Below are 16,444 nucleotides of genomic sequence, written 5' to 3' on the forward strand. Positions count from 1 at the left end.
CCTCCCGGTCACAGCTTCGAAATCAGGTATTTGAGGCTGATTTCCAGACTCTCGAAAGGATCGCGGCGGCAGACATCCTGCTCAACAACAAACCATTCCACACCTGTTTCACGGCCGGCCTCAATAATAGCTTCATAATTCATGTTTCCTTCACCGATCTCAGCAAAAACCTGTCCCCTGGAGATGATAGCCATATCCTTTAGATGCATGACCTGCATCCGGCCCTTTACCTTGTGAACCCAGTCCACAGGATTGGCTCCCCCGGCCTGAACCCAATACATATCCAGTTCAAAGCCGAACACCTCGGGATCGGATTCCTGCAGCAGCACTTCCATACCCGTAACCCCGTCAACCCGTTCGAACTCAAAATCATGATTATGATAAACGAATTGCAGGCCATGCTCCTCCTTCAGGGTCCGCGCAATCCCGGAGGCAAGTTTGGCAAATGTCCGATAGCCCTCCTGGCTGCTCTGATATTCTCCCGGCAGTCCGCCAAGGCCGATGTATTTGCAATTCCACAGCTTATGTTCTGCAGCCAATGCGTCCAGGTCATTCACCAGCCGGTTCCACGGCACATGGGTCGCGCAGATGGTCAGCCCAGCTTCATCCGCGTATTGTTTGACCAGCTGCGGATCAATCGGACCAATTCCGGAAATCTGCACAGCTTGATAACCCATCACTTTCAGCTTCTGGAAAGCTGCCCTTAAATCCTCTGCGGTCTTGGTAAAATCACGTAGCGTGTACATTTGTGCGGCTATTGTTGAACGTTGCATGTGAGCAATTCACCCCTTATTAAGTTTGTCTATCCTATAATTACATTAATGAGTGCCTTTTACGTCAAACGCCCGCTGCTCTGCGGCTTCCTTCCGGAAGGTAGAGCTCTCCACCCGTTCCATGAGCTTCTCATGAAACAAATCACTATCAATTGGAAGATCGACCCAATTGTCAGTCCAAGCGGACAAGTACATTGCATTCGAAAGTGTCAGGCCGTGAATCCCCTCTTCCCCGGGAGCAAGCAGCGGTTCGTCATGCAGAATGGCATTGGTGAAGTTGCGCAAGATTCCCTTGTGCTGTTCTCCTCCGCCCTCTGGAACCGGAATCTCACATTTCCAGCATTCGGGTCTTCCGAAGCCTTCGGCAAATTCGGCATTAAACTTCGGTTCTGGGATGCGCAGACGCCAGAAGGTCAACTTGCCGTTCTCCACGACGATTTTTCCGTTATCCCCATTGATTTCAAAGCGGTTGGTTCCCGGCGCCTCCCCGGTAGTGGTGATGAACAGGCCTGTTGCTCCGTTCTCATACTCGACATAAGCGGTTACATCATCTTCTACCTCAATATTGCGGTACTTGCCAAACTGGCAGAATGCACGCACACGCTTCGGCATCATTCCGGTTGTCCATTGCCAAAGATCCAGCTGATGCGGGTCCTGGTTCAGCAGCACACCGCCGCCTTCTCCAGCCCATGTAGCCCGCCAGCCCCCGGAGTTGTAATAGCTCTGCGAACGATACCAGTCAGTAATGATCCAGTTGGTGCGGCGAATCTCACCCAGCTCACCGGACTGAATCAGCTCTCTCAGCTTTTGATAGAGCGGGTTGGTCCGCTGGTTGTACATAATGCCGAATTTGCGGTCACTTTGCACAGCGGCTTCGTTCATCTCCTGCACGGCTTTCGTATATACACCGGCGGGTTTTTCAATTAATACATGATAGCCGTGCTTCAGCGCCTCGATCGCAAGCGGCGGATGATCATAATGCGGAGTGGAGATTAATATGGCATCAATACTTTTGGAGGCAAATAATTGAGCAGGTGTGCTGAACCTGAGCACCGTATCAGGCAAGTGCTCTGCTGCCCACTCCAGGCGTTCGGGGCTTGTATCACAGACAGCCGCCAGCTCAGCTCCTTTTACTTGATGAATCAGATCGAGCGCATGGACCCGGCCCATATTTCCAACTCCAATAATTCCATAACGAACCTTCTTCATCCTATGAATCACTCCTATGTGAGTTATGATATGAGAATAACCCTATTTCCAGACAGTGAACATGACCGGAATTAAGGTTTTTTTGTACATAATTAAGATGTTTTAGTTAAATGAAAGCGGTATACTGGATTTATTACACATTAAAGGAGTTATATGATGAATCAATCCGGCAACCTTACAGGAGCGTTACTGCAGAATCTGACCGTCACCGTTACCCATGCCCACTTAAGCAGCAGATACCCCGGATGGAACCGCTTGAATGAGACGCCATCCTTTAACAGGCTTTATTTCATTGATGGCGGCGAGGGTAAGGTGATCCTGAACGGGCAAGCCCATTATCCGCGCCCCGGCCAATTGATGATCATGCCGGCAGGCTCGACGCAAACTACAGAAACCTCCCCTGACAATCCCTATAAGCGGTATTTTTGTCATTTTGATGCCCATATCGGAGAATGGCCCTTGTTTCATACAGGCAACAAGCTGTACATATGCGATGTTGCGGAGCCGGATGCCATTCGAGAGATTTTCACAGAGATGATAACACGGTTTCCGGAAGAGAACCTGCTCTCCACCATGCGGAATCAAGCCGCACTACTTCATCTGCTGGCACTCTGCCTGGAGGACGGCGGATATTCCGATTTCATGGGTGAGCTGGCTCATACCAATGGTCAAAGACAGCTAGCGAACGTCCTGCAATACATTGAACAGCGCCTAACGCAGCCTATGGAGGTAGAGGAGCTGGCCGAGCTGGTTCATCTGCATCCGAACTATTTCATCCCCTATTTCAAGAAATACATGGGGGTTCCGCCCATGCATTATGTGCAGCTCAAGCGGATGGAGCTGGCCAAACGACAGCTTTCTTACTCCACTTCCAGCATTTCCGATATCGCTGCGCAGGTGGGTATGGAGCTGGCCCATTTCTCGAAATATTTCAAGAAATCTACCGGAGTATCTCCCTCTGCTTACCGGAACAGCACTAGGTAGAGGGGAGAACCGGACTATGCGAGTCCAAGGACATGAACCAGCAGAAATCCAAGTCCCGAGAGCAGTAACGAGCCGATTAAGCCAGCCAGCAGCGGCTTTTGACCCATTAGGGCAAAGGTCTTGATATCCACACCAAGCCCGAGTCCCGCCATCGCCATGGCCAACAGCATATAAGCCAGGATAATCAGATCAGCCGCCCATTGCTCAGGGATGATTCCCAGCGTATTTACGCCGCTCATCAGCAAAAAACCGCCGATAAACCAGGGAACCGGAAGTTTCCTCCACTGAATTTTGGAATGTGCAGGCTGTACAGCCGCCATTTGCCCCCTAAATTCCCTCTCTGTTTTACGCTGTCTATAGGCTTCCCAGACTCCGATAGCCAGTGCTACCGGAACAAGCATCGCTACCCGGGTCAGCTTCACGATCACCGCAAGGTCTGCTGCCTTTTCACCGATGGGAGCGGCAGCGGCGATCACATGCGCTACTTCATGAAGAGTGGCTCCGGCAAATATCCCATATCCTTCTGGACTAAGGGACAACACCGGGTAAATCAACGTATACACCAGCGTAAATATCGTCCCCAGCACAGCTACAATTGCCGCACTTATTGCGGTCTCATTGTCCGAGGCCTTAAGCTCAGGAGAGATTGCCGCGACGGCTGCCGCTCCGCATATGGCAGTTCCGCAAGCGGTCAGCAGTCCAAGTGTCCTATCAATTTTCATCCATTTGCAGAGTCCATAAACGGTGAATAAAGTAAATACAATGTTAATCACGGCAATCGCCAACACCTTGGGACCGGCCTGCACAAGTTGAAACAGGTTCAATCTCATCCCGAGCAGGATGATCCCTGCTCTGAGCAATCTCTTGCTGGAAAAGCTGATGCCCGGCACAGCCTGCTGCGGAACACCTGCTGCTGTGCGAAGCAGAACTCCTAACAGAATGGCAATTACCAGCTGGCCCATGATGCCCAGGTAAGGCAGCAGCGCCAAATATTTGGCCGCTATGGCCAGCAGTCCTGTAAGCAGGATTCCTAGAAAAAATCCGCTGTATTTATCGTTCAAGCGCTGAAGCTGATGTGCATGATTCATCTCAAACCACTCCCTGTTTGTGTTCAATTACGTTGCTAACTTGTAATCTCACTATAAGGGCAGCCAGCAGGGAAGTGAAATACGTCTTTGCTATTTCTATCATTACAAAAACTTATGATTGATGATAATAAATATGTTAAAATGGATAACAAACGGCCATACGTAAAGAATTCCAAGGCTAATAATGAGGTATAATTATGATCGTAGATGCATTGCGTGTATTTGCAACCGTAGCTGAGCAGCGCCATTTCTCCCGTGCAGGGGAGCTGTTGAACCTCTCCCAGCCCGGTGTGAGTCTGCATATCCGCAACCTGGAAAATGAACTGGGAACCAAGCTGCTTCACCGTTCCCCGAAGGAAGTCCGGCTGACAGAAGCAGGAGCTATTCTCTATAAACATGTGAAGCAGATCCTCTCGCATTATGAAGAAGCAGGCAGGGAAATCCAACTGCTGCGCGATGAAGTCACGGGGAGTATTCATATCGGGGCCAGCTTTACGATTGGAGAGTACATCCTGCCTGGCAGAATTGCCGGGTTCGCCAATCAATACCCGCAGGTGAATCTGCAGGTCACGATTCACAATACCGAGGAGATTATTGCCGCCATTAAATCGAACATCCTTGATATCGGGTTCATTGAAGGCGAAACGTCGGACCATGAGCTGTCCGTGATTCCCTATATGAAGGATGAAATGATCATTGTAGCTCCATGTAGCCATCCCCTCTCGGCCGCAAATGCCGTAGATAAAGACATGCTCCAGAATCAGGTATGGGTGCTGCGGGAGCCTGGCTCCGGCACCCGTGCCTTCAGCGATCATTTTCTGCAGCATGCCCAAATTTCCCATAAGCGGTCTTATATATTCAACAGCAGCCAGGGGATTAAGGAAGCCGTTTCTGCTGGATTAGGAATCGCCATGCTCTCGAGATGGATTGTGCGCAAAGAGCTCGCCCGGGGCGAAATCAGCGAGCTGCGGATCAGGCATCAGCTGCTGGAGAGAAATTTCTCAATCATCAGCCGCAAAGAAAACGCTGCTACCATGGCCATAACCGTCTTTATCGAGAAGCTGCTTGCACCGGTTAATCCAGACCGTAAACCGCCAGTCTAATTCTCATAGAAACTTAAGACTCAACCAGTACTCCATCCTCCAGATGCAGCACGCGGTCACACCATTCCAGCATCCGTTCATCGTGGGTTACCATGACTGCCGCTTTCCCCTCACTCTTCACTTCATCAGCAATCATCCGCACCACTTCCTTGCCGCGCTCATAATCAAGGCTTGCAGTAGGCTCATCTGCGAACAGAATCGCCGGCTTGTTCATCCAGGCCCTGGCAATCGCCACCCGCTGCTTCTCTCCGCCGGACAGCTGCTCGGGATAGTGGTTGCGGCGCTCCCAAATGCCTAACCGTTTGAGTAAATACGCAGCCCGCACTTTGGCCTCTTTGGTGCTGAGCTTTGCCAACTTGGCTACATAGAGCAGCTGTTCCTCAACCTTTAAATAAGGCAACAGCTGTGCGCTTTGAAACATAAAGCCGATTTTTTGCAGCCGCAGCTCGGTTAGTTCGCTCTTGCCCTTATTGCCCAGGGGCTCCCCGTCGATAAGGATTTCCCCGCTTGTTGGTGTCAGCAATGCACCGGCCGCCGAGAGAAAGGTGCTTTTTCCGGAGCCCGAAGGACCCAGAACCGCTACAAATTCACCATCATTGACCGTCAGATCAAGATTCTTCAAGACCGACATCGTGCTGTCTCCGTCCCCATACGTTTTGGTCACTTGCTTCATGATTAATTTGGCACTCATGCTCCAGCCCTCCCTATCGCTTCCAATGCATCTACCTTAGCAACTCTTGCTACAGAAATAAGTGATCCCAGCAGAGACATGCCGATAAACAACACGCTGGTTAAAATAATCGTCGAGCTCTCCAACTGAAACGGCATCGAGTCCGGCAGCCCCTTATTTATACCAAAGGTCAGCAGCAGGCTTATTACCAGACTGGCCACGGACAGTATCATTACCTGCCCTACCACACTCCAGGCAAGATAGGACATTTTGGTGCCCATGGCCTTCAGGATACCGAACTGGCTAGTCTTCTGAATCGTGATCACATAGAAGAACACGGCAAGTACAACGCCTGCGATGACAAACAGGAATACAATCATCATCATGAGAGAATTCTGCTCTGCCGAATATCCGGGTACGCTAGAGATCGCCTGTTTTTGCGTGATGACCTCCACATTGTCCAGTTTGGCAGTAATTTCATCAGCTTGTGCAGAAGATGCGCTGAGTGCTACCACATTGTAAGGCATAGACTGTGAATCAGCCTTCTCCTGCCGTGCCCCTTGCTTCATTTCCTGCCAGTCCAGATTATTGATATAGACAACCGGGGTATGACTGTACGAACTATCGTCCACAATTCCGGATACTTTCCAGGACATCCCTGAAGCCTGATCAACGATGGTGCTTCCTAGGGTAATTCCCGACTGCGCAAGCTGGGAGTCCACAACTGCGCTGCCCCCGGCTTCATTCGATATCCCGGTTCCCTGCACCACCTTAGGAGCAAGCATACCATTCATATCTACGGCAAAAAAAGTAATGTCCGCCTTCGCTTCCCCATTGTCCGATGTAACCGTGCTCGTCTGGACCGCAAGCGGTGTTGCTTTATCTTCGCCCACAACTGAACGTGCCGCAATTAGCTCGGCATCACTTAATTGAGAACGTCTGAAGGCATGATCGGCGTCGCCCTGGACGACAAAATAGTTAGCCGGCATATTCTCCACTGCTGAAATATTGGCATAGGCAAGTCCTCTGGCCAGCCCGGTAACGAACAGGACAAGAAAGGAGACCAGCAGCATGATGACCATGATAAGGCTGTAACGTGCTTTGGAATGCCTCATTTCCCTTAAAGCTAAAAACATAAAACCACTCCCTCTGCTCTGTATAAACACAGTGTAGAGGATGAAAATGAACGGAGTATGAATAAACAATTACAGAAGCGGCAGTTTCACGGTGAAGGCAGTGCCTGTACCGACCGTGCTTGATGCTTCAATCGTGCCGCCGTGCGTTTCGATGATTTTCTTCGCGATAGACAGTCCAAGCCCGCTGCTGTTGCTGTCACGGGTACGCGCCTTGTCCACTTTGTAGAAACGGTCGAAAATCATCGGCAGCTCTGCGGCTGATATTCCTTCCCCGGTATCCGCCACTGTAACTTTACAGCTGCCCCCGGTGGCTTCCGCGGATAGGGTGATGGTTCCACCTGAGGGTGTATATTTGATCGCGTTGGACAGCAGGTTCATCCACACCTGATAGAGCAGATTCGTATCCCCCTGAAGTGTTATATCCTCCAAATGCAGACGAACCGCCAGCTCCTTCTCCGTAAGTCTCCACTCCATAATCTGCACGACCTGGCGCAGCTGCGCACGAAGATCGAAGCTCTTCTTCTGCAGTGCATTCTCGTCATAATCCAGAGAAGACAGGGTGAGCAGCTGTTTGCTGAGCATCGAGAGGCGGCGGCTCTCCCCGTCAATAATGGAGAGGTACTCCAGTCGCTGGTTCTCCGGCAATGCAGAATCTTTAAGCGCATGGGCAAAGCCCTGAATGGAGGTCAGCGGCGATTCGATCTCATGCGAGACATTGGCGACAAACTCCTGACGCGCCCGGTTCGTCCGCTCCAGCTCCTGGCTCATGATCATAAAATGGGAGGCCAGCTGGCCGATTTCATCCCGCCGCCGGGTATTGAGCCGGATGTCGTACCTTCCTTTGGAAATCCTTTTCGTAGCGGCAGTCAGCCTCGTAATCGGTTTAACCACATGCAGCACGGTAACGAGGACAAACCACAGGCTGAACAGAATACTAACCCCAAGCAACACGGCAAAAAAGATCCGCAGCTCCCCAAACTGCACCTCGGCATCCGGACGCATAAACAGGGCATAGGTCTGGCCGTTGATATGCACCGGCAATCCTATCGAGTTGCTGAGCTGATTATCAAAAAAACCGGTTACAAACGCCTGGCTCGGAAACTCCGCCACTCCATGGTAGACCTCTCCGGCAAGCACGTTTTGCAGCACATCCTCGCCTAGATCATTTTTGCGGAAAGGCAAGCCATAAAACCTCTCGTCGCCCTGACCATTGGACAAGTATAATTTATACCCCAGGGATGCCGTACTTAGCAGATATTCTCCGACCGCATCGGGATGGTCCTGGACAAACTGCTGCAAACCTATCGCCATTTTCGTGAGTTTGGCATCGTTCTGTGGTTTGATCTTGACCTGATAATAGAAGTTGGATGCGAAAAACCCCATAAAACTGCTTATCAATATAATTGAGCAAAACAGCACACTCATCCGTACATAAAGCGACTTCATGCGTTCACCATCTCCACTTTATAACCGATTCCGCGCACCGTGCGGATCACAAAATCCTCTTGATAGTCAGCAAACCGCTGGCGCAGACGTTTGATATGCACATCCACCGTCCGTTCGTCGCCCTCGTAATCCGCTCCCCATACCAGCTCAATCAGCTCGCTGCGCGAGAACAGACGCCCCGGATACTGCGCTAGCTGCGCCAGCAGCTCAAATTCCTTCACTGGCAGCAGCAGCACATCGTTCCCGCTACTGATTTCATAATTTTTGCGGTCGATCACGAGCGAGTTGAGGCGGATCTTGTCATCGGAGGCTATCGAATAGCGGCGGAACAGCGCTTTGATGCGGAATAGCAGCTCCTCTGGCTCAAACGGCTTGGTCACATAATCATCTGTCCCCCGCAAATAGCCCTGCTCCTTATCGCTGAGCTGCTGCCGCGCCGTCAGGAGAATAATCGGAATGTCGTACGTTTCGCGTATGTATTGGCACAGCTCCAGCCCGTCCATCTGCGGCATCATTACATCCACGACGGCAAGATCCACCGTGCTCTCCTTCATCAGCCCTACTGCTTCCCGGCCATCGCCTGCTTCAACGACCAGATACCCTTCCCGGGTCAATACATGCCGCAGCAGTGTACGGATATTTAGATCATCATCGGCAACCAATATTTTTTTCATCTGAACACCTCTCCCATATCCCTTCTTAGCTGTCACCATAGTAGCAACATTGCTCCGTTAAGACAACCGGGAGTCCGGCAAGCTGGCTTTCATTATGTTCTAAATTACTGAAAATCGTCACACCGCATGTTAATATTAAGGCACTATTAAAACTTTAGGGGCTACATGAATATTTAGCTTGATCATAAGAGGAGGGCTTTTCTTGCATCCAATAACAGCAATGGAAATCACAGCCTCAATTATTTTTGTCATTGTTATATTTGTTATAGCATTGCTTTTACCAGATAAGATTAGGAAGATCAGTTTAATTACTGCAGGTTCGATAACTGTACTATTGCTTGTGTTTTTTGCAGTTCGTCCCTATTGGCTTGATTATCAGGTATCAAAAAAAACAGAACAACTTAACCAATATTTAGAGGTGAAATACCCTAGTGAAGTGTGGGAAATTAGCCGGCAAGCAGGAAGACAATACAACCCTTATCACCTGGAGGTTCGCTTCAGCAACGAAAAAGACTGGATATATATCTATTCCGTAGTAGATGCAGACAATATCCACCAGAGTGTATGGGGAGTTCCAGGAGCCATGGCTCCCAGTGACGGGAAGCATTATGAGATATATCCATTGGAAAAATAATATAGACTAAACAAAAGGCACTAGACTGTCCTCCAGCGAAGTGATGCTCCGCCCCATTAATTGCTCCAGGTCATTCGAGGTCGAGACAGTATCAATCTTCTTCAGAAAAGAATAAATCCAGTGCTGAACGCTGGCATCCTCCCGATGTGTTACCGGCTTGCCTGCCAGCGATGTCAGCGTTGCTGCGAGATCATTGAAGCTCCACGTATGTGGTGCAGCCAGCTCATAAATCCGATTGCTGTGCCCGGAGCCGGCAAGAACAGCGGCTGTAGCCAGGGCCAAATCATCGCGTGAAACGGAGTTGAACCGAAAGTCCCCCGGATGTGTAATCAGCTCACCGCTGCGGATAGCTTCTTTTAAACCAAGCACATTCACGAAATCAATATATAATGCATTGCGGAGAAAGGTGTACTCTAGCCCGGAATCCAGAATCACCCGCTCTGTAAGCGTATGGACATTGCCGGAAGCAACATTACCCCGTTGCTGCGGGAAGGCAAAGCCGGTATAGAGGATATGCGAAACTCCTGCTTTGACTGCTGCTTCAATAACCCGTTTGTGCTGGGCAAGGCGAATGCCGTCATCCGTGTGTGAGCTTGAAATTAGCAGCAGTTGGGATATATCATGGAATGCAGCTTCCAGCCCTTCAGGGACATCATAATCGGCATAACGTATTTCTATTCCTTGACGTTGTATTTCTATAACTTTGTCCGGATGGCGGCCACCTGCAACAATCAGCTCCCGTGGCATTCGTTGCAGCAGATTTTCAATAATCAGGCGTCCTAATTGGCCAGTTGCTCCCGTTATCATAGTCTTCATCGGTTTGCACCCTCTCTATGGTTCATGGAATTTGGTTAAGCTATTAACTATATAAGCAAAAAAAGCTGTTACTTACTTCTCCTATCGGATTGAATGTTAAGATGAGAGTTTCACCGGTGCTTTATACCTCCAAATTTATATAGAGCGGTTCAGTTTGTGCAGCAATGACATCAACTCCAGCAGTTCCTCTTCATCCAGCCGCTTCATGACTTCGGCAACCGCCTGACGGTTCTCCGGAAGATGCTCCTTCAGCAGTGCACGTCCGCTACCTGTGATAGAAATGACCGATTTCCGGCCGTCCGTAGCATGGCTTGCCCGGCTGATCAATCCGTCCTTCTCCAGCGGCAAAAGCAGCAGGCTGATATTGGCTTTGGTCACGCCGATTTTCTCGGCAAGCACCGAAGGCAGTATAATTCCGCCATGCTTGGCGATTTCCACCAGAACACGGATACGCGCTCCGTTCAAACCCTGATTCTGCCAGTATTTCTCGGATACCGCTACGACATTTGAAGTTACTTCAACCAATGTGAAGAATGCCTCCGTATATAGCGGCTGCTCTATTACATATCTTTGTAGATCGTCCATAAATTCCGCTCAGCTCCATATAGTTAATAACTTAACTACTTCAATCTACGTGAATTTACCGCATCTGTCAATCCTATAACAGTTCTAATAGCTGCTGATTCCGATAACTATTTTGATTTTGCTTCTGCTCTTCCTTGCTTTTTTGCAGCCTTCTTTAAGATCGGCAACGAATACAGTCTTCCCTATCCATATCCTCAGGTACAGCGAATGGAAATGGATCGGCCGGATAATCCCCTGCTGCTCCGTCTCCGTTCCATCCTCAAATTCTGTTTCCGTTCTGACTATCCACCGGTTGCCGATTCCAAATTCTATGTATTTCAAGACTAACACTCCTTGGATATGATTAACCCCCGCAGCTAATCCATTGAAGCCACAGGGGTTATTCTATATATGTTGAGCTTTAGCTTTACCGTCCCGCATTAAAATCATGTACAGCTTAAATGAGCACTGTCTGTGAAGACAGCGGTTCCTCACTGTACTGTTTGCTGCCCTCCAGTAAAACTTCCAGCTTGATCAGCTCGGAGCGGCTGGCCAGACGGATCGGCGGCCCCCAGGTGCCATAGCCGGAGGAGACGATTACATGCATTTTCTCCTTAAGCAGATAGCCCCAATCCAGCTCAAAGAGGCGTTTGGTAATCCAGTGATTAGGCGCAATCTGTCCGCGGTGTGTATGTCCGGATAAGAGGATATCCACCCCTGCCTTTGCAGCAAGATCAAAACCGGTAGGCTGATGGTCCATCATGATTACAGGACGGGAGAGATCCAGACCTTCCAGCAACGAAGAGACACTAAGTCTGCCGCCAGCCTCCATAGCTTCCGCGGTTTTATCTTTCCGGCCGACAATATAGACGCCCGCAGTTTCCACGACTTCGTCCTGCAGAACTTTGATACCTATGCTATCCATCAGCTCAGTATACTCTTTGATCGAGCCGCCGTAATATTCATGATTTCCCAATACGGCATATACGCCATGACGGGCTTTAAGCAGCTTTAACTGTTCACTCATTCCATTGCGGATAAACGGCTCGATACTGTCATCCAGCACATCTCCAGCCAGCAGAATGATATCCGGCTTCATGTTGTTGATCTCGGAGACCATTTTGCGCAAATGACGGTTGCCTACAATATTCCCCAGATGCAAATCCGAAGCAACGGCTACCGTAAGGGGTGTACTTGTTCCAATGGATTTTTCAATTTTGATCGGATGAGTGCGTACAATAGTGCTCCAGGCATTCCGTGAACCCCAGATGAGGAAGATGGCCAGCAACAGAACCAGCGTCGCTCCTGCTTCATAAGTAAATGCCGAACGGTTAACCCCCATCAGTCCCAGCACCCAGTAGAGCAGATCTGTCAACGGCAGCACAATTACTGCAAACTCCATGCAGGCCAAATAATAGGACCCGATCACTTTGAAGAATCTGGCTGCCGGTTTCACAGCCTTTGGCCATGGCACCATTCCGATCATATAGGCAAAAGCAATAACCATAAACACCGTCCAGTAGGCACCTGCTGGAATACCCGGCAGCCAATTCTCCAGCAGAACCCAGAGATGAAGACCGATGTAGAAATTAACCAATCCCAATACTAGCAGCACTCCAGCTCCGGAAAACAGCATGCGCAGTATTTTCATTCAACCACTCCTTTAGCGTACAGCTCATATCTATACGTTCTAACTCAAATCATATCATAAAGTATTAGCCGAGTATAAACTGTGCCGGAGCATTGTAATAAATGAGAGGGTCTGCCTCCTGACATCAACTGCTCTCATTGCCAAAATGCCGCACAGAAGTTATTGCAATTTCTCAACATATGATCAATACTTATCTCAGCATTTACAGGTAAATTTGTTCCGAAATCATCAGGGCTCGGCTGGGGGTTAAATCCCAATCACCCGCTGTCCTGGATGGCAACTTTTGGTCTGCTTGTACTGGTAATCTATTTAACGATTACATAGTAGAACGGGTAAACTCCTCGCGAAGATTCGTCAGGATTTCCCCCAGCCAGTTGGTGCCGCGCCAGGTAGTTCTTCTTCGTATCCTCGGATCCTCTTCCGTTAAACCCACACCCCAGATCCGGTCCGTCGGACTGGCCTCTACCAGCGTGGTTCCTTTAGTATCCAGCAGCGCTTGCAGCAGGTCCTCGTTCTGAATAAACTTCTCCCAGTTTCCTTGATAGACAATCTCTTTGCAGTGTTGTTCCCAAATGGTTTTGTCGAAACCTCTCACCTGACGCCCCAATGCCTTCTGCTCTCGGGGAGTTGTGGCCCGCAAGATTCTCAATCCCAGCTCTTCATCCTTAAATAATTGTGCCTTACTGTACATCATGTACTGCTCAGTGCTATTAAAGTGAAGCTCTCCCACCGTGAAACGGCAGGGATACCATTGTGAGAATGGTGAGCCGCTGCGGTAAAAATAGGTGAATTTCTCCATCTTGCTCTCTCCTCATCTCATTGATTGGAACCCCGGTTCATGTTATATCGGTACAGCTTAGAGGGCCGGTGTCCGGCATCTCTGGTGAAATCCTCAGTTTCCATCACACGGTCAGCAATCTTCCGGCGGAAGGCGGCGGCCAGCAGCTCTTTGCCCAGAATGATCTCATAGACACGCTGAAGCTCCGACAAAGTGAACAGGGGCGGCATCAGATTAAAAATAATATCCGTATATTCAACCTTGCCGCGCAGGCGTTCGATCGCATATTGAACCATCATCAAATGGTCAAAAGCTAAGCCTTCACTCTCCACGATCTCACGTTGGATTTTGCTGACATGGCCTTGAACGGATTCGGTAATTTTGACCACTCCTGATAAAGTCGCCTTATCACTTTGCAGAGTGATCTTGATAAATTGGTCCAGCTCATATCCTTGTTCCAGCTCTCTCCGGCTGACTTGGAGGATCTCATGTGCTAGCTCGAACCAGGCAGCATCCGCCGCATCATCCCCCGCCTGCACATTCAGCGCAGTCCGATCAACCAAAGCCATATAGGAACAGCTGATGACCCGCATCCGCGGATCGCGCTGCACCTCGCCCCAGGTATACAGCTGTTCCATATAGATATTGTCTATATTCGTTTCTGTGAACAATTCCCGGCGTGCTGCTTCATCCAGGCTTTCATCTATACCGACAAAACCGCCAGGCAACGCCCATTTTCCCAAATAAGGATGTTCGCCCCGTTGAATCAGCAGCAGCTGCAGTGATTTCTCAGAAAGCTTCCGGTAATTATCCTGTTCCCGTTCCATCACGGTAAAAATCAGCATGTCGACCGTCACGGATGGACGTTCATACATTCCGGCATCATATGTTTTTAGGAATTGTTCCTCGGTTATACCGTTGCGGTCAGTGACCGGTTGTTTTGACATCGCCAAACTCCTTTGCAGCTGCGGATTTAATTATTATCTTTTTGTTAATATCATAATGTTATTATATACATATACAAGACGTATTAGTCAAGCATTAGAGAGTTGATGCAGAAAATTGCAATACGCTAGAATGAGGATCCTGCCCGTAGGCTATATTGCAAAAAAAGCCTGACTGCACAGGCTTTCGCCGGGCATATCAGACTTTGGTATCCATTCTATATTTACAGCGGCTCTATATGTACAAGCACATTGGAAACCTGGTGGCGGTCCTTCAATTGGTCTTCAATTTCTTCCGTAATATCATGACTCTGCACCACGTTCAGCTTCGAGTTCACCAACACTGTTGTATCCACCAGCACATTGTTGCCATGAATACGTGCTTTAATATCTTTTATAGACTCTACGCCATCGATTTGGGCAACGGTTTGCTTCATCAGCTCCAGTTCGCTTGCGTCAAAGCCGTCCGTTAAATCATGGCTAGCCTTGCGGAAAATATCCCAGGCTGTCTTGCAGATCAGAAGCCCGACAATCGTCGCAGTCAGCGGATCCAGCCAGGGAATTCCAAACTGAGAACCGATAATCCCTATAAAAGCGCCTATGCTTACGAGCGCATCCGAACGGTTATCCTGAGCTACCGCTTGCATGGCATTGCTTTTGAGTTCACGGGCAAGCTTGATATTGTACGCGTAAACGGCCAGCATCACCAACGCACAACCCGCAGCCGTCCAGGCAGCGATAAGATCTGGCGTTTCCAGCACCGGTTGGGCAAATTTGTTAACACCCTGATACAGAACCTGCAACCCTACAGCAATCATAATGAATGAAGCAATCAATGCGGCTACCGTCTCCGCTCTGAAATGCCCGTAGCTGTGATTGGAATCAGGAGGTCTCCGGGAAATCTTAAGACCTGTCAGGATGGCGAGTGACGCAATGATGTCCGTACTATTGTTCAATCCGTCTGCAAGCAGAGCTTGGGAACCCGAGACACTTGCGATGAACAATTTGACGGCGGATAAAAGAATGTAGGCAAATAAACTGAGCCAGGCCCCTTTTTCACTTTGTTTAATGTCGCTGTAGTTTTCCAAAAAAAAGAACCTCCAAACAATAGTATTGTTCTATACTACACGCTGACATCCGGGTGGGTCTAGAGAAACAGTGTTGCCGGGCGGCGCATTAGTTAACCCTGCCAAATATAGTTGGGAAGCAGGAAGTGTTTTGCAATGCGCAACATTGTTTGCCCTAGTTCAACATCTGACAGTGATTGGTGTCGGGAACCGGATTTATTCTCTTATACAGAAAGGCTTTGCGGGCTCTCACACCTCACAGGGTAAACACAAAAAAGGACCTGTCCTATAAGACAGATCCCTTTTCTGCTAAACTATGGTAGAGCTGCTACTCTTACAATAAGCATTTATTCTGCCGGCGGAGTAAATGAACGCGCCGCAAACTCGGCGTCCAGCATGTAGAAAGCGTTACTATCGGATTCAATCCGTTTTAGCTTGGCGATAATATTGCTGAACAACGCCTCTTCCTCCACCTGCTCATCAATGAACCACTTGAGGAAGTAGATGGTCGCGTGCTCACGTGCATCCAGTGCCAGGTCGGCCAGATGGTAGAATTTCCGTGTATTCTGCTGTTCATGGGCATAGGCATGCTCAAAGGCATCCAGCATGGATGTATATTCGTTCTTCGGCTCCGGTAAGGCAGCTAGCGTAGCGCGATAGTCGCGGTCATTAAGGAATTTGTAAATTTTCATGGCATGAAACCGCTCTTCTTCGGCCTGTACCAGAAAAAAGTTGGCGAAACCGTCCAGACTTTCACCTGAACAATAAGCAGCCATCGCCAGGTAAACGTGAGCAGAATAAAATTCAAAATTCATCTGCTCATTCAATGTATTCATTAATTCTTCCTTCATGGGTCCCTCACCTCGTCCTTTAGAGTAATTTGCTTGAAACAAGCTTTATGTAAATT

At 49.2% G+C, this 16,444-nt stretch carries 18 protein-coding genes; 3 read left to right on the forward strand and 15 right to left on the reverse strand.

All coding sequences use genetic code 11. From position 1 onward, the window contains the following. Positions 1 to 8: 8 nt before the first annotated feature. Both AC3WT9_RS06485 and AC3WT9_RS06490 read right to left on the reverse strand, forming a co-directional pair. Positions 9 to 773: a sugar phosphate isomerase/epimerase family protein gene (locus AC3WT9_RS06485; RefSeq protein ID WP_341092935.1), complete on the reverse strand. Its 765-nt coding sequence runs from the start codon at positions 771 to 773 to the stop codon at positions 9 to 11. Between the two features lie 45 nt (positions 774 to 818). Beyond that, positions 819 to 1,982: a Gfo/Idh/MocA family protein gene (locus tag AC3WT9_RS06490; protein WP_492407514.1), complete on the reverse strand. Its 1,164-nt coding sequence runs from the start codon at positions 1,980 to 1,982 to the stop codon at positions 819 to 821. A gap of 156 nt (positions 1,983 to 2,138) precedes the next feature. Here AC3WT9_RS06490 and AC3WT9_RS06495 point away from each other — a divergent pair, with 156 nt between their 5' ends. Beyond that, the gene (locus AC3WT9_RS06495; protein WP_341092931.1) at positions 2,139 to 2,966 is read left to right on the forward strand and encodes a helix-turn-helix domain-containing protein; all 828 of its coding nucleotides are present in this window, start codon (positions 2,139 to 2,141) and stop codon (positions 2,964 to 2,966) included. Positions 2,967 to 2,980: 14 nt separating this feature from the next. On the opposite strand, the gene AC3WT9_RS06500 is transcribed toward AC3WT9_RS06495, so the two are convergent. Next, the gene (locus AC3WT9_RS06500) at positions 2,981 to 4,054 is read right to left on the reverse strand and encodes a YeiH family protein (RefSeq protein WP_492407515.1); all 1,074 of its coding nucleotides are present in this window, start codon (positions 4,052 to 4,054) and stop codon (positions 2,981 to 2,983) included. 197 nt (positions 4,055 to 4,251) lie between these two features. On the opposite strand from AC3WT9_RS06500, the gene AC3WT9_RS06505 reads away from it, so the two are divergent. Next, a complete protein-coding gene (locus tag AC3WT9_RS06505) occupies positions 4,252 to 5,157 on the forward strand; it encodes a LysR family transcriptional regulator (protein ID WP_341092927.1) in 906 nt (301 codons plus the stop codon). A 13-nt stretch (positions 5,158 to 5,170) separates the two neighbouring features. On the opposite strand, the gene AC3WT9_RS06510 is transcribed toward AC3WT9_RS06505, so the two are convergent. The 4 genes from AC3WT9_RS06510 to AC3WT9_RS06525 all read right to left on the reverse strand — a co-directional run bounded on the left by AC3WT9_RS06510 (position 5,171) and on the right by AC3WT9_RS06525 (position 9,083). Beyond that, positions 5,171 to 5,848 (reverse strand): ABC transporter ATP-binding protein, encoded by a 678-nt coding sequence (locus tag AC3WT9_RS06510; RefSeq protein WP_341092925.1) that lies wholly within the window; start codon positions 5,846 to 5,848, stop codon positions 5,171 to 5,173. After that, on the reverse strand, positions 5,845 to 6,963 hold the full coding sequence (locus tag AC3WT9_RS06515) for an ABC transporter permease (protein WP_492407516.1): 1,119 nt from the start codon (positions 6,961 to 6,963) through the stop codon (positions 5,845 to 5,847). Before AC3WT9_RS06515 ends, AC3WT9_RS06510 begins: the two co-directional genes overlap by 4 nt. Before the next feature lie 69 nt (positions 6,964 to 7,032). After that, on the reverse strand, positions 7,033 to 8,409 hold the full coding sequence (locus AC3WT9_RS06520) for a sensor histidine kinase (protein WP_492407517.1): 1,377 nt from the start codon (positions 8,407 to 8,409) through the stop codon (positions 7,033 to 7,035). Beyond that, the gene (locus tag AC3WT9_RS06525) at positions 8,406 to 9,083 is read right to left on the reverse strand and encodes a response regulator transcription factor (RefSeq protein WP_341092920.1); all 678 of its coding nucleotides are present in this window, start codon (positions 9,081 to 9,083) and stop codon (positions 8,406 to 8,408) included. Before AC3WT9_RS06525 ends, AC3WT9_RS06520 begins: the two co-directional genes overlap by 4 nt. Positions 9,084 to 9,285: 202 nt before the next feature. Between AC3WT9_RS06525 and AC3WT9_RS06530 the strand changes: the two genes are divergently transcribed. Further along, the gene (locus AC3WT9_RS06530) at positions 9,286 to 9,717 is read left to right on the forward strand and encodes a hypothetical protein (RefSeq protein WP_341092919.1); all 432 of its coding nucleotides are present in this window, start codon (positions 9,286 to 9,288) and stop codon (positions 9,715 to 9,717) included. Positions 9,718 to 9,723: 6 nt separating this feature from the next. Here AC3WT9_RS06530 and AC3WT9_RS06535 read toward each other — a convergent pair whose 3' ends face one another. From AC3WT9_RS06535 to AC3WT9_RS06570, 8 genes are all read right to left on the reverse strand, one after another. Beyond that, a complete protein-coding gene (locus AC3WT9_RS06535) occupies positions 9,724 to 10,533 on the reverse strand; it encodes an NAD(P)H-binding protein (protein ID WP_341092918.1) in 810 nt (269 codons plus the stop codon). A 135-nt stretch (positions 10,534 to 10,668) separates the two neighbouring features. Then, the gene (locus tag AC3WT9_RS06540) at positions 10,669 to 11,118 is read right to left on the reverse strand and encodes a MarR family winged helix-turn-helix transcriptional regulator (RefSeq protein WP_341092916.1); all 450 of its coding nucleotides are present in this window, start codon (positions 11,116 to 11,118) and stop codon (positions 10,669 to 10,671) included. 84 nt (positions 11,119 to 11,202) lie between these two features. Continuing rightward, the gene (locus AC3WT9_RS06545) at positions 11,203 to 11,439 is read right to left on the reverse strand and encodes a DUF3977 family protein (protein ID WP_341092915.1); all 237 of its coding nucleotides are present in this window, start codon (positions 11,437 to 11,439) and stop codon (positions 11,203 to 11,205) included. Between the two features lie 115 nt (positions 11,440 to 11,554). Beyond that, positions 11,555 to 12,748, reverse strand: coding sequence for a metallophosphoesterase (locus tag AC3WT9_RS06550; protein ID WP_341092913.1), 1,194 nt, complete (start codon positions 12,746 to 12,748; stop codon positions 11,555 to 11,557). Positions 12,749 to 13,064: 316 nt separating this feature from the next. Beyond that, entirely contained in the window at positions 13,065 to 13,547 is a 483-nt protein-coding gene (gene ybiA / locus AC3WT9_RS06555) for a riboflavin biosynthesis intermediates N-glycosidase (RefSeq protein ID WP_341092911.1), read from the reverse strand. A 17-nt stretch (positions 13,548 to 13,564) separates the two neighbouring features. After that, positions 13,565 to 14,473: an NUDIX hydrolase gene (locus AC3WT9_RS06560; RefSeq protein WP_341092910.1), complete on the reverse strand. Its 909-nt coding sequence runs from the start codon at positions 14,471 to 14,473 to the stop codon at positions 13,565 to 13,567. Between the two features lie 221 nt (positions 14,474 to 14,694). Next, entirely contained in the window at positions 14,695 to 15,558 is an 864-nt protein-coding gene (locus AC3WT9_RS06565) for a cation diffusion facilitator family transporter (protein WP_341378491.1), read from the reverse strand. 326 nt (positions 15,559 to 15,884) lie between these two features. Continuing rightward, the gene (locus tag AC3WT9_RS06570) at positions 15,885 to 16,388 is read right to left on the reverse strand and encodes a ferritin (RefSeq protein ID WP_038591439.1); all 504 of its coding nucleotides are present in this window, start codon (positions 16,386 to 16,388) and stop codon (positions 15,885 to 15,887) included. Between the last annotated feature and the right edge of the window lie 56 nt (positions 16,389 to 16,444).

Source organism: Paenibacillus sp. EB106-06-01-XG199, assembly GCF_058791575.1.